This window comes from Paenibacillus sp. fava2 (assembly GCF_058313675.1).
In genome coordinates, this window is sequence record NZ_CM177755.1 from 3,305,026 (window position 1) to 3,318,873 (window position 13,848).

The window sequence follows — 13,848 nt, forward strand, 5'->3', positions numbered from 1 at the left end:
GATCTACCAGATTGACAGCCTAATACTGGTTCGGAACAATGACAACAGGGTCTATATCTGCCTCATAGTCGATTCCGTCAGTCTCAAAGCCGAACAGCTGGAAGAACTCCTCCCGGTAGCTGCGCAGATCGGACAGCTCATCCATGGTCTCCGTAGTCAAAAGCGGCCAGAGCCGGTCAACTTCCGCCTGTACGGAGGGCTCCAGCTCCCAGTCGTCGATCCGGATACGCCCTGCCTCATCAACCGGAATGCCTCCGGCAGCATACAAGCGTTCATTAAACAGCCGGTAAGCCTGCTCAATGCAGCCTTCGTGTGTGCCCTCTTCCTTCATAATTTTGTACAGAAGTGAGATGTAGAGCGGGACTACGGGCAAGGCTGAGCTGGACTGCGTAACCAGGCCTTTGCTGACTGCCACATAAGCCCGTCCGCCGCCGGGGGCAAGCTGGCTGTCCAGCAGCCGGGCGGTCGCCTCCAGGTGGTCTTTAGCCCGGCCTATGGTGCCCTTGCGGTAGATCTCCTGTGTAAGCTCCGGACCGATATAGGAGAATGCCAGCGTTACGGCATTGTCGGCCAGGACTCCGGCAGCTCTCAGGCTGTCAATCCATAGCTGCCAGTCTTCACCGCCCATAACATGAACAATATCCCTGGTTTCCGGTTCAGAGGCTGGGTCAACGGTAACCTGTGACACCTCCCCGTTGTGAAAATTGACCGTTTTATTGGTATAAGGCTCGCCGATGGGCTTAAGCACGGAAATATAAACCTGTCCGGTTAGAGGGTCTGTCCTGCGGCCGGTAGCAACGCTGTAAATAACCAGATCCACCTGGCCGAGCTCACGCCTGATCAGGTCGGCGGTACGCTCCTTGGTCTCCCGGGTGAAGGCATCTCCGCATACGCTGTAGGAGCGCAGGCCTGCCTCAAGAGCCGCCTGTTCAAAGGCTGCCGAGTTATACCAGCCTGCAGATGCGGTTCGTGTCTCGGTGGCTGTACTTGGGCGGTAGACGCCGACAGTTGCGGCTCCCGCACCAAAGGCGGCGGCGATTCTGGACGCGAGCCCGTAGCCGGTTGAGGCTCCAATCACCAGGACGTTGCGCGGACCCTTTATTGCTGGTCGGGTACGAATATACCCGATCTGCTTCTGCACCTGCCGTGCGCAGCCTGCGGGATGGGCGGTTGTACATATAAAGCCCCGTGTTCTTGGCTTGATAATCACCTTGGGATCATTCCTTTCGGGGGACTGTGAAATAATTCTTAGTATGACACAACTGATAGCAGTATAATAGTGCGTATACGGTTTGAAGCGTCAGCTTGTACGCCAGGGACCCGCAGAATGCTTTTGGTGCATGTTTTTAACCGTTTGGGACAGAGTATTTACTATCAGAACTGCAAAGCTGACATGTATTGTATGATTCATTTTCTGAAAAGCACTTGACTAAGAGGCATAATGCTAGATAAAATATTACTTATTGCCTATTCTATATAATGAGAACTATTTCGTACTTTTGAAAAGAGCAGAGAGGGTGACAGGATGGAGCGCCTTTTAGAGGTAAAGGACCTAGCAATTTCATTCAAGACACGCGGCGGAGAAGTACAAGCAATCCGTGGTGTTAACTTTCATGTGAATAAAGGTGAAACACTGGCGATTGTCGGCGAATCCGGTTCCGGTAAAAGTGTAACCTCCCAGGCGGTTATGAAGCTTGTACCGCAGCCGCAGGGACAATACAAACGCGGACAGATTTTGTTCGACGGGCAAGACCTGATTCATAAGACCGAAAAGCAGATGCAAAAAATCCGCGGTAAAGAGATCGGCATGATCTTCCAGGACCCGATGACTTCCCTGAATCCGATGATGAAGGTCGGGAAGCAGATTACCGAGGTATTGTTCAAGCACGAAAAGATCAGCAAAGACGCTGCTTACAAGCGTGCCGTCGAGCTGCTGGGCCTGGTGGGTATTCCTTCCCCGGAACGCCGTTTTCAGCAGTACCCGCATGAGTTCTCCGGCGGTATGCGTCAGCGTGTCGTAATCGCTATGGCGCTTGCGGCCAATCCTAAGCTGCTGATTGCCGATGAGCCGACAACAGCGCTTGACGTAACTATTCAGGCCCAGATTCTGGATCTGATGAAGGATCTGCAGAAGAAGATTGATACTGCGATTATCTTCATTACCCATGACCTCGGTGTTGTAGCCAGAATGGCTGACCGTGTTGCGGTTATGTATGCCGGACAGATTGTGGAAATGGGAACAGCAGAAGAGATCTTCTACGATCCTAGACATCCATATACCTGGGGGCTGCTTGCTTCCATGCCAAGCCTTGACAGCAAGGGCTCCATGCTGACAGCTATTCCGGGAACGCCTCCGGATCTGATCAAGCCGCCTAAGGGCGATGCTTTTGCCCTGCGCAGCACTTATGCCATGGCGATTGACATGGAGAAGGAACCTCCGATGTACAAGGTTTCGGACTCTCATCTGGTGAAGTCCTGGCTGATGCATCCGATGGCTCCGGCTGTTGAGCCTCCTGCGGTTGTGAAGAAGAGACAACGTGTATTGCCTAATGCTTATCCGCAGCCGGTTCTGGTTGAAGGGTAATAGGTTGTATTAATTACGCACTGGAGCTGCATACTGGTAAGATTAGCGTCAGGCCGTTTTACGGCTTGGCGCTTTTTTGTGCCCTTTTATACGCCACAGAACCACGCTGGATTAATTTTATTTTATATAATTATGAAATAGTATTTATATATTTAAATAAAACTATTGACTATTTTACCTTTCCGCAGCAAAATGTAAGGGTATACATAGGAGGTATAGTCATGAAAAAACGTGCTGTAACCACATTATTATTGTTAACCGTATTATCAGGCTGCGGCGGCAGCGGCGGTAGTGTGCCCAAGTTTGAAAATGTCTCTGTCCATGACCCTTCCGTTATCAAGGCAGACGGGACCTATTATGTTTTTGGCTCCCACCTGGCTTCAGCCAAATCCAAGGATCTGATGGCCTGGGAACAAATTTCTTCCGTGGTGGAGGACGGGAATGTGCTCATTCCCAATGTGACTGAGGAGCTTAGCGAGACCTTCAGCTGGGCACAGTCGGACACGCTCTGGGCGCCGGATGTCATTCAGCTCGCAGACGGCAAGTTTTACATGTATTATGATGCCTGCCGCGGGGATTCACCGCTGTCGGCGATGGGAATCGCTGTTTCGGATAAGATTGAAGGGCCATATAAGGACCTGGGAATTATCCTGAAATCCGGTATGGCCGGGATCGGCGATGACGGTGAGGTTTATGATGCCACCCAGAAGCCGAATGTTGTTGACCCGGATGTCTTTTTTGATAAGGACGGAAAATTGTGGATGGTCTACGGTTCGTACTCGGGCGGTATTTTCATCCTGGAGCTTGATCCTGCCAGCGGCTTCCCGCTCCCGGACCAGGGCTACGGCAAAAAACTGCTCGGAGCCAATCATGCCCGGATTGAAGGCCCTTATATGCTGTATAGTCCTGAGACCGATTACTACTATCTGTTCCTCTCTTACGGTGGGCTTGATGCGAACGGCGGATATAATATCCGTGTAGCCCGCTCCAAGAATCCGGACGGTCCGTTTGAGGACTCTGAAGGCAAAGCGATGCTGGATGCCGTCGGAAATCCGGACAAGCTGTTTGATGATCCCGTATATGCACCTTACGGCGTCAAGCTGATGGGGAATTTCGAATTTCTGAACAGTGCATCCGAGCCGGAAGCCACGGGGGAGGGGTATGTATCGCCTGGACATAATTCAGCTTATTACGATGAGAAAAGCGGCCGTTATTTCCTGATTTTCCACACACGCTTCCCGTATCGCGGTGAAGAGCATGAGGTGCGTGTACATCAGATGTTCATGAATGAGGACGGCTGGCCTGTAGTCGCACCCCACCGTTACGGCGGGGAGACCATCGGCAGCTACAAGGCAAAAGATATTACCGGGGAGTACAAATATATTAATCACGGCAGGGATATCAGCGCAGAGACTGTCGAATCTGAGGTGATTGAGCTGACCGCGGACGGCAAGATAACCGGAGCAGTAACAGGTACATGGAGCCTGGACGGTGAGCATACCGCTAAGATTACAGTAGAAGGCGTAGAATACAAAGGCGTGTTCTTACGGGAATGGAACGAGGCGGTGAACGGGAATGTGATGACCTTTACCGCGTTGTCCGGAGACGGAACTGCGGTTTGGGGAAGTCATGTATCTGAAGGAAGCACGAATTAACTTAGCGAAAGGCTGATTAGGCAACGGGCAGCCCGCCTGGCGTATTCAATGCGCTGAGCGGGCTGCTGCTATGCTGAGGATGTGGAGGATATATGAATTACCGGTACTTCCGGAGCACGATCACGGCGTTGTGCCCGCCGAAGCCGAACGAATTGGATATGCCGGTATCCAGCTCTGCCTTCCGGGCAGTATTCGGCACATAATCCAGATCGCAGACTTCATCTGGCGTCTCCTGGTTGATTGTAGGCGGTATTAGACCCTGTTCAATACTCTTGACCAGAGCGACCGCCTCCAGGCCGCCGGCCGCCCCCAGTGCGTGACCGGTCATTGATTTATTGGCTGTGACCGGAATACGGTATGCCGCTTCCCCGAACAGTTTCTTGATCGCTGCTGTTTCCGAACGGTCGCCAATCAGAGTGCTGGTGGCATGGGCACTGATCAGGTCTACTTCTTCAGGCTGGATTCCCGCTTCACCCAAAGCCAGCTTCATAGCCAGATAGGCACCTGTACCCTCAGGGTGGGTTGCAACCATATGATATGCATCTGAGCTGGCCCCGTAGCCGGTAACTTCGGCATAAATAGTTGCGCTCCGGCGCAGCGCATGTGACAGTGACTCCAGAATGAGGATGGCGCCGCCTTCGCCGATCACGAAGCCGTCCCGGCTGCCGTCAAATGGACGGCTGGCCTTCTCCGGTTCTTCATTTCGGGTAGAGAGCGAAGTGGCATTGCCGAAGCTGGCCAGCGAGATCTCAGTAACGGCAGCTTCCGCACCGCCGGCAATTATGCAATCGGCACCTCCGTAACGGATTAGCCGGAAAGCCTCACCGATGGCGGTGTTGCCGATTGAGCAGGCGGTAACAGGCGAGAGGGCAGGGCCAAGTGCGCCGAACCTTATACTGATTGCAGCTGCAGCCATATTAGAGATCAGCATGGGGATGAGTGTCGGGCTGACTCTTTCCGGCCCGCGGGTTCTGAGCAGCTCAGCCTGCTCCATCAGGGTGTGAATGCCGCCGACGCCTGAACCGACATATACACCGAGCCGCTCCCGGTCAATCTGCTCCAGCTGCAGGCCGGAATCGGCCCAGGCATCCTCGGCTGCAGCCAGCGCAAACTGGGTGAACCGGTCCATCCGTCGGGCTTCCTTGCGGCCGAACCGGCCCTCCGGATCGAAGTTTCTGACCTGTCCGGCGATTTTGCTCTTATAGCGGGCTGTATCAAATGATGTAATGGGCGAAATACCAGATTCTCCGGCGCTAAGACGTCTCCAGAATTGCTCAACAGTATTGCCGAGCGGTGAAATGACTCCCATGCCGGTGATAACTACACGTTCCATATAAATCCTCCTATACTCAGGCTGTTTATTCTCCCAAAGGGTACAAACCCTATTTTTCCACTTTGCTTATCCTATTACAAGTTGTGGTTTATACTAGTATAATTACTACTAGTGTAATATCGAATCTGGATAAGGCAGGTATTCAATATGTCAAATGAGACTAGATTGCAGGCTTTGTCGGGGTTTCTCAAATCACGCAGAGCCTCGCTTACGCCGGCTTCCGTCGGGCTGCCGGAAGGGACGCGCAGACGGACTCCCGGACTGAGGCGTGAGGAGGTAGCGCAGCTTGCTGGGGTAAGCAGTACATGGTATACATGGCTTGAGCAAGGCAGGGACATCAAGGTGTCGCCCTCGGTGCTTGAATGCATTGCTGCGGCGCTCAGACTGACCAAGGATGAGCGGAAGTATCTGTTTGCTCTGGCACTGGACAACGGCCCCGGCCCGGCAGCCTACCAGCAGGAGGAGGTTACCGTAATCAGCCCCTCCCTGCAAAAAATACTGCAGGAGCTTACTACCTGTCCGACCATTATTTCAGACCGTCACTGTAATATCGTGGGCTGGAACGAAGCGGCTGCCCATGTATTTCTGGATTTTGCGCGGCTCCCGGCAGAGGGGCGGAATATGATCTCTCTCTTGTTCGTCCGCAAGGAATTCCAGCGCCTGGCTGTGAACTGGGAACAATTTGTGCGGGGGTATCTGTCTATTTTCCGTGCCTATTACGGACAGTATGTTGAAGACCGCTGGTATGATGATTTTATCGCGGAAATGAAGAGGCAGCATCCCCGTTTTTCGGAGCTGTGGGAGGAGAGCAGGGTCAGCAGTGCGCCGGATGTAGTCCTGGAATTCCGCCATGCCAAAGCAGGAAAAATGCTCTTCCACCTCACCTCTCTGCAGGTACACGGCACTGCCGATTTACGCTGCAGCATCTATACTCCGGCTGCAGAATCCGGTACAGAATCCAAGCTGCAGCAGCTGATGAAGTAAGCTGATTCCTACGCTGATAAAAAATATTTATGTATTCATAAAAAACAATAAATATGCAATATCTCAAATCCGGCATATACTTCTTATAAGATGTTAACTTTATTGCGAACGGAAAAGGAGTATGTAACAATGGCGAAGGTAACCGGATTGGAAGGCGTAGTTGCAGGTGAAACAGATATTGGGCTGGTGGATGGCGAGAAGGGCTATCTGGTCTACCGCGGATATTGGGCGAAGGAGCTTGCTGTAAGCAAAAGCTATGAGGAGGTTGCGTATCTGCTCTGGAACCGCCGTCTGCCGGAAGCGGATGAGCTGGCACAGCTCAAGCAGGAGATGGCAGCAGCGCGGACGATACCGGAGTATTTGAAGCAAATGATTGATCTGCTGCCGCCGTCGATCCCGATGATGCTTGTCCTGCAGAGTGCGGTAGCAGCCTTAGGCGACAAGGACAACGCGACGTGGCCGCCAACCCTGAAGCAGGCGATCCGGCTGACATCGGTTCTGCCGACGATCATTGCCTACAGATACCGCAAAGTAAACAATCTGCCTGAAGTTGAGCCGCTGGCAGAGCTGGGGCATGCCGCGAATTACCTGTACATGCTGACCGGAAGCATTCCCGAAGAAGCGCATGTGCAGGCGCTAAGCGCCTATCAAATTCTGTGCATGGAGCATGGCATGAATGCTTCCACCTTTGCTTCACGGGTTGTCCTGTCGACTGAATCAGATATATGTGCAGCCGTCTGCGGTGCGATCGGGGCGATGAAAGGCCCGCTGCACGGCGGTGCGCCATCAGAGGTTATCTCCATGCTGGAGGAGATCGGCACGATGGACCGTGCTGAGCCGTGGATCCGCGGGGTTCTGGAGAACGGCGGCAAAATCATGGGCTTCGGCCACCGGATTTATAAGACGAAGGACCCGCGTGCGGAAGCGCTGATGATTGCCACGGAAGCCATGATCGGCAAGGATCCTTCCTTTGATCTTGCGATTCATGTGGAGCACACAGCCATCCGGCTGCTGGAGGAATACAAGCCCGGCCGCCGGCTGTTCACAAATGTTGAATTTTATGCTGCAGCTATTCTCAAGGCACTGCAGCTGGACCCGGACATTTTTACACCGACCTTTACGGCGGGCAGAATCGTCGGCTGGACCTCGCATATTCTGGAGCAGGCGGAGAGCAACCGGATTTTCCGTCCGCAGTCGGTGTATACAGGTCCTATGCCGGAGACAGAAGCTGAGACGGTATAACGGATCGGATTCCATAATCATACGAAACCCCTGGCCGGTTAAGCGGCCAGGGGTCTTTTGTTGAAGGAGGAGGGTTTATGAGCGAGTACGGCGGATACTCTGGTCTCACATTTTGTACAGTCAGATTAATAATCTGTTGTTGCAATCAGGGCATTCAGACCTCCTTTGCTTTTGATAGATTATTATATTCAATGTTTCTATTAATGCTGTTACAGATGGCTTAGGAGATTCACACAAATGAATGCGTCACGCCGCCTTACTCTCTGGCAGGCCATTGTATGGTAGACTATATAGATTGAGCTTAAATGATATAGAGTGAAAATATAAGGAGAATGCTTATGATCAAGCTGGTATCGTGGAACGTCAACGGCCTCAGAGCGTGCGTGGGCAAAGGCTTTAATGATTATTTCAAGGAGAGTGCGGCAGATATCTTTTGTGTACAGGAGACAAAGCTGCAGGAGGGGCAGATTACGCTGGATCACGGGGAGGAGTACTACCAGTTCTGGAATTACGCACAGAAGAAGGGATACTCCGGAACAGCTGTCTTCACCAGAATCAAGCCGCTTTCGGTAAGATACGGGCTGGAGGAGGATTCTGAGCCGGAGGGCCGGGTGATAACCCTGGAATTTGACGGCTTTTACCTGGTAAATGTCTACACTCCAAACGCCAAACGTGATCTGACAAGGCTCGACTACAGAATGGAATGGGAAGACCGTTTCCGCAGCTATCTTCTTGCGCTGGACGAGCACAAGCCGGTGCTGGTCTGCGGCGATCTTAACGTGGCCCACGCCGATATCGACCTGAAAAATGCCAAATCCAACCGCGGCAATTCGGGATTCACCGATGAAGAGCGCGCCAAAATGACAACGCTGCTGGACTCCGGCTTCATTGATACCTTTAGATTCTTTTATCCGGAGATGGAAGGTGCATATACCTGGTGGTCTTACATGCCCAAGGTCCGGGAGCGGAACGTGGGCTGGCGGATTGATTATTTCCTGGCCTCTTCCCGGCTGGCTCCGCAGCTGGCCGATGCGGCGATTGACTGCAATATACTGGGCAGCGACCATTGTCCGGTCATTCTCAAGATAAACGAACCTGCAGTATAACCGGATAACATGCAGACAAGCGGCCATACAGCCCGGAAGGAGCTGTAATGGCCGCTTGTCAGTTCAGCGGGCTGACGCCCGCCGGGTTACGCCTGAATCATGCCTTTGATCGTTACAGGCTCCTGCTCTCCCATGCCTACATTTGCAGACTGGATCAGTGTTAAGGATTGTTCACTGAACGTAATTTCAAGCGTAAATATGAACGGCTGTTCAACCATCAAGAGTGTCAGCTGCAGCACATCTTCAGTCGTCCAGGTGAAGCTGGACATCATAGCGGCGGCTGCTGCCGGACTGGGCATCAGCCGCACCTGACTAGCCGCCCATTGTCCGCGGCCCAGGATAATCACCTGGTATTCGTCATGCTGCCCTTGTATTGTCAGCCGGGCTTCATTGTCACCAAAGGCAATGGCGAGTGAATCAATCTGCAGGTCATTGGACTCAAGCCGGTAGTTCTGGCCGTTTACTGCTGACTCCACTGCTGACAAAGACCTGATATTCGGGGGCATGATCGACAGCGAGCGGAGCTGGTCCGCTAAATGCTCTGGCGCTGAAGCCTGCTGCTCCAGCTCCGGCTGTGTATCCTTAAATGCCGGCAGCAGCTCCCATACTGCATCCATTATCTCCTGCATCTGATGAGTTCCGCTGGTGATCGCTACGACTGCATCCTGTTCCGGTATGACGATACAGAATTGGCCGAAAGCCCCGTCGCCGCGGTAAAGGCCATGCCGGCATCTCCAGAACTGATAGCCGTAGCCCTGGGACCAGTCACCGCTGTCCGGCTTGCCGTCCCCGTTCTGAATCTGCAGCGCACTAGCTTCAGCCACCCATTCCTGCGGAAGCAGCTGCTTGCCGTTCCACAAGCCCTTTTGCAGATACAGCTGTCCGAATCTGGCGATATCTTCAGTAGTGATGCTGAGCCCGAAACCGCCGGTGTTGATGCCGCGGGGACAGGAGTCCCATACAGGATCCGTTATGCCAAGCGGGTCAAATAGCCGGGGATGAAGAAAATCCAGCAGCGTCTGTCCGGTTACTTTCTGGAGAATGGCAGATAGCATATAAGTTGCTCCGGTATTATACAGGAAATGGCTGCCCGGCTCCCGGTCGACCGGAAGCTGCAGAAAGGCTCTGACCCAGTTGCCCTCGGCCTCATTCATCATTTCCCCCATGGTATCCGAGGTGTGGCCGGTGCCCATCATCAACAGATGCCGGATATTCATTGCGGCCAGATGGGGGCCGGGGTCCCCGGGGGCTTCCTCCGGGAAGAAGGAGATGACCTTGTCCTCCAGCTTCAGCAGCTGCTCAGCTGCTGCGAGGCCGATGGCAGTGGCCGTGAAGCTTTTGCTGAGTGAAAATAACATGTGCTTGCGCTCCGGACTATAAGGAGCCCACCAGCCCTCAGCGACTACATGGCCGTGCCGCAGCAGCATAAAGCTGTGAAGTGCGAGCTGATACTCCTTAATCCGGTTCAAAAATGCGGAAATTGCGCTGGATTGAATCCCCTGCTCCTCCGGCATACTTCTAGGCAATTGAGGTACAGGAATACTAGTCTTGTTCATCATTACCGCTCCTCACTGGATAAATGGGATAAGAGTGCATTATTTAAGACAGGCAGGGCGGAATACGCCGCCTGGATGCCTGTTCAAACCCGTAAGCAATCCTTAGCAGTACAGGCTCGCTGAAAGCGGTACCGGAAAAGGTAACGCCGTGCGGGCCTTTTGTAGTGTAGCCGCCCGGAGTAATGATCCCGTCAGAAGCATATCCTGCAGGTACTGTAATTAACGGGTAGCCAGCCCTGGCTGCAAGGTCAGTTCCGTGAAATCCGGGAAACATCAGGGCATCAAGCCGGTGTTCACGCAAGGCGTAGTCTATGCCCTGATCCCTCGCGAGCTCTCTGGATTTTTGAAGAGCAGCAAGATACTCCTCCTCCGGTATTCCGTCTCCGGACTGCTCCAGCCATTCCAAGGTACCCTGGCCGTATTTCAAAGCTATGTCACTATGCTGAGCGTTGTAGGTAATCAGCTCACCAAGGTTATGTACAGGTATGGATTCGGAGAGTCCAGCCAGATAACGGTCAAGCCCTCTTTTAAACTCGTATTGAAGCATAACCGGGCTCCATTCGGCCCCCATACAAGGCAGCTCAACAGGATCAACTATGATCGCGCCGTTGTCTTTGAGCAGTCTGATGGCCTCCTCCATAATTGCCAAAGCATTTATATCCAGCTCCTGGTAGACAGATCTGGGGATGCCTATGCGGACACCTTGCAGACCCTGCGGATCCAGATAAGCTGTGTAGTCCGGGGAGGATGGCAATCCGGCAGCCTTCTGGTCCGGCTGCTCCGGAGGGGCTGCTCCTGTCATTGCACCCAGCAGAATAGCTGCATCTGAGACCGTCCGTGCCAGCGGTCCGGCTGTGTCCTGGGTACCGATGCCGGGGATAATCCCGGCTGTGCTGACCAGGCCTGCCGTCGGCTTGATTCCGACCACGCTGTTCTGGCTGGCCGGGCCGATAATGGAACCGGAGGTCTCGGTTCCTATTGCCGCAGCCACAAGATTGGCTGCAACAGAAGCGGCGCTGCCTGAGCTGGAGCCTCCGACAAACAGCTCGCCGGGACCATAGGGATTCAGAACGAGCCCGCCGCGCGAGTTGTATCCGGCCCACATGCCGGGAGCCATGAAATTGGCCCATTCCGTCATATTCGCCTTGCCAAGGATAATGGCCCCGGCGTCACGTAAATGCCGGATCAGCACGGCATCGCTTGCGGCAGTCGATTCTGCCAAAGCGATTGAGCCAGCGCTCGTATGCAGCTTATCCGCAGTGTCAATGTTGTCTTTAACAAGCAGCGGAATGCCGTGCAGGATGCTGCGTGCTCCCGAGGTTAACCGCTCCCGGTCCAGCCCTGCAGCTATTTCAAGCGCATCAGGATTAAGCTCCAGGACAGAATTAATGACAATATCAAATCTGCTGATCCTGTCAAGATAGAGCTGCACCAGCTGCACTGAGGTTAAAGAACCGCTGGCCATTTTTGTCTGCATTGCTGTGATATCGGCTTCAATGATCCATTTCTGCCAATGCAGGTGATCGTCATCATTGAGTATCGTTTTAGGTGAAGATTCTTGCATATACACTCTCCTTGTTATCGGGCTATTTGCGGCAGTTCATCATCAGCAGCCTGCTGTATCTTCTCCGGCCAGGTAATCAGATTCCGGGTACCGCTTAACCTTTCGTAGAAAAGCTCTTTTTTCCTGAATATACTAATGACGATATGAATAAGAAACAGGAGATCTGCCAGCAGCACCACGCCCCGGGCTGAAGCGGCCAGCTCGGGATTCAAGGCCTCAGCATATGCCGAATCAAACAGCAAAATATTCATTCCAGGCATAACAGCATATAGTATTCCGTATCTGACGGTCAGCCTCCAGAGCTTCGGCCTGCCGGATCTACCTTGTACCCGGATGCGTACGACCCATTTCCCCGGTGTCTTGCCCCTGGTCAAGCGCGGAAGGAGCAGAAAGTAAACGGCCAGGGTTATCCAGACAGGATAAGGAACGGGAGACAGGCTTAACAATCCGGCAGCTGGCAGCCAAACACAGGCATCCAGCATAAATGCAATCCCGCGGCGGGTGTAGGTGACCCGTTTGGCGCTTAAATCCTCATTGGCATCCAGCCGTTCAATCTGCGGAAGCGCCGCGGATATCCAAAGGGCGATTCTGTACCCGGCAATCCCGCCAAGCGTATTGGTGATCAGGTCATCAACATCGAATACCCGGTACGGATGATCGAAGAAGCCGTAAATGCCCGTGATCTGCGTTATCTCGAACAGCAGAGACAGGCAGAAGGAGAGCAGGATGCAGACCACCCATCTCGTCCGGAAGTAATAACCCAGAAACATGCCGAACGGCACCGTCAGCAGCACATTAAATACAGCCTGGTAAAAAGGAGGCTCACTCAGCAGCATTACATAGGTAGACGGGGTATCCGCAGTGAAACGGCTGCTGTGCAGTATTTCCTCGATGAACTGCAGCGGGACAAGCTGCAGACTGCCTCCTGCAGGCGGCAGATTGTGCCTGGTTGCCGGAAAAGGCAGCATGATCAGATAGAAGACATTTAACAGATAGAGCAGCAGAAGATAAAGAATCAGTGCCCGCAGCTTATGGATGTAACCGTAACGCCGGTACTGGATAATCAGGAAGGGCAAAGTAAACAGCAGTGCCGCAACTGGAAAAGACATAAACGCATAGGAAATAGGGAAAAGATAGGATTCAAACATAGTTCACCTGCCGTAAAAAAATTGATCGCTCCTTATATTTACCAGTCTCGCGTATGAAGGAAACAGCGGCTGACCTTCAGGAATACCGGCTGGCATAAGAATGTACAGGGCTCCGTGAACATCCCGGCAAGCTCCGCTGGCTGTTAGACGATCTAACCGGGCAGAAACCCTGCAGCCAGGCTTTTCCATTATAGAATTTGTTGAAAGCGTCCTCAATGGATTTAATCATTATAATGAATCTTTCCGGCTTGGCATACATTGGTCAGGAGAGGAGCGTGAGCTATATGGAAAAGAAAGTGCAGCATTACTATAAGCTGAAAGCCAAGCATAAGGAGATCGAGAAGGAGCTGGCAGAGCTCAGGCAGGAAATCGTGGCTTACTGTGCCGGGCAGGGAGATACGGATACTGTAATCGGAAGCTACAGGGTCAAGCTGGTTACACAGAACCGCAAGGAATATGATGATGAAAAGCTGTACAATACCCTGGCTGACCCCCAGGTATGGCGGCTGCTGTCCAGGGCTGATCCGGCCAAGGTAGCCAGTCTCGCCAAGCTGAAAGTCATTGCGGAGGATAAGCTTACGGATACTTACACAGTAAAAGAGGTTACTTTGCTGCAGGTGGAAAAACAATAGTGGCATAGACAGCGTTCAAAAGAGGCGGCTCCTGCGCAGGAGCT

The 13,848-nt window shown here is 52.9% G+C and carries 11 protein-coding genes; 6 read left to right on the forward strand and 5 right to left on the reverse strand.

Annotated elements, in window-relative coordinates; all coding sequences use genetic code 11:
• Positions 1-19 precede the first annotated feature (19 nt).
• Entirely contained in the window at positions 20-1,210 is a 1,191-nt protein-coding gene (gene fabV, locus AC4G46_RS14170) for an enoyl-ACP reductase FabV (RefSeq protein ID WP_491128493.1), read from the reverse strand.
• Positions 1,211-1,525: 315 nt separating this feature from the next.
• On the opposite strand from fabV, the gene AC4G46_RS14175 reads away from it, so the two are divergent.
• Both AC4G46_RS14175 and abnB read left to right on the forward strand, forming a co-directional pair.
• Positions 1,526-2,584, forward strand: a complete 1,059-nt coding sequence (locus AC4G46_RS14175; RefSeq protein WP_068727342.1) for an ABC transporter ATP-binding protein — start codon at positions 1,526-1,528, stop codon at positions 2,582-2,584.
• Positions 2,585-2,805: 221 nt separating this feature from the next.
• A complete protein-coding gene (gene abnB / locus AC4G46_RS14180) occupies positions 2,806-4,239 on the forward strand; it encodes an arabinan endo-1,5-alpha-L-arabinosidase AbnB (RefSeq protein WP_491128494.1) in 1,434 nt (477 codons plus the stop codon).
• A gap of 97 nt (positions 4,240-4,336) precedes the next feature.
• On the opposite strand, the gene fabF is transcribed toward abnB, so the two are convergent.
• On the reverse strand, positions 4,337-5,572 hold the full coding sequence (gene fabF / locus AC4G46_RS14185) for a beta-ketoacyl-ACP synthase II (RefSeq protein WP_491128495.1): 1,236 nt from the start codon (positions 5,570-5,572) through the stop codon (positions 4,337-4,339).
• A 147-nt stretch (positions 5,573-5,719) separates the two neighbouring features.
• On the opposite strand from fabF, the gene AC4G46_RS14190 reads away from it, so the two are divergent.
• The 3 genes from AC4G46_RS14190 to AC4G46_RS14200 all read left to right on the forward strand — a co-directional run bounded on the left by AC4G46_RS14190 (position 5,720) and on the right by AC4G46_RS14200 (position 8,904).
• Positions 5,720-6,556 carry a helix-turn-helix transcriptional regulator gene (locus AC4G46_RS14190; RefSeq protein ID WP_491128496.1) on the forward strand — a complete coding sequence of 279 codons (837 nt, stop codon included), beginning with the start codon at positions 5,720-5,722 and terminating at the stop codon, positions 6,554-6,556.
• A gap of 129 nt (positions 6,557-6,685) precedes the next feature.
• The gene (locus AC4G46_RS14195) at positions 6,686-7,798 is read left to right on the forward strand and encodes a citrate/2-methylcitrate synthase (protein WP_491128497.1); all 1,113 of its coding nucleotides are present in this window, start codon (positions 6,686-6,688) and stop codon (positions 7,796-7,798) included.
• 341 nt (positions 7,799-8,139) lie between these two features.
• The gene (locus AC4G46_RS14200; protein WP_491128878.1) at positions 8,140-8,904 is read left to right on the forward strand and encodes an exodeoxyribonuclease III; all 765 of its coding nucleotides are present in this window, start codon (positions 8,140-8,142) and stop codon (positions 8,902-8,904) included.
• An 86-nt stretch (positions 8,905-8,990) separates the two neighbouring features.
• On the opposite strand, the gene AC4G46_RS14205 is transcribed toward AC4G46_RS14200, so the two are convergent.
• From AC4G46_RS14205 to AC4G46_RS14215, 3 genes are read right to left on the reverse strand one after another with little or no spacing between them, the layout of a single operon-like run.
• Complete coding sequence (locus tag AC4G46_RS14205) at positions 8,991-10,460, reverse strand: serine hydrolase domain-containing protein (RefSeq protein WP_491128498.1); 1,470 nt, start codon at positions 10,458-10,460, stop codon at positions 8,991-8,993.
• A 43-nt stretch (positions 10,461-10,503) separates the two neighbouring features.
• The gene (locus AC4G46_RS14210; RefSeq protein WP_491128499.1) at positions 10,504-12,024 is read right to left on the reverse strand and encodes an amidase family protein; all 1,521 of its coding nucleotides are present in this window, start codon (positions 12,022-12,024) and stop codon (positions 10,504-10,506) included.
• 14 nt (positions 12,025-12,038) lie between these two features.
• Positions 12,039-13,133 (reverse strand): VanZ family protein, encoded by a 1,095-nt coding sequence (locus tag AC4G46_RS14215; protein ID WP_491128500.1) that lies wholly within the window; start codon positions 13,131-13,133, stop codon positions 12,039-12,041.
• A gap of 323 nt (positions 13,134-13,456) precedes the next feature.
• Between AC4G46_RS14215 and AC4G46_RS14220 the strand changes: the two genes are divergently transcribed.
• Entirely contained in the window at positions 13,457-13,804 is a 348-nt protein-coding gene (locus AC4G46_RS14220; RefSeq protein WP_491128501.1) for a hypothetical protein, read from the forward strand.
• The last annotated feature ends 44 nt before the right edge of the window (positions 13,805-13,848 follow it).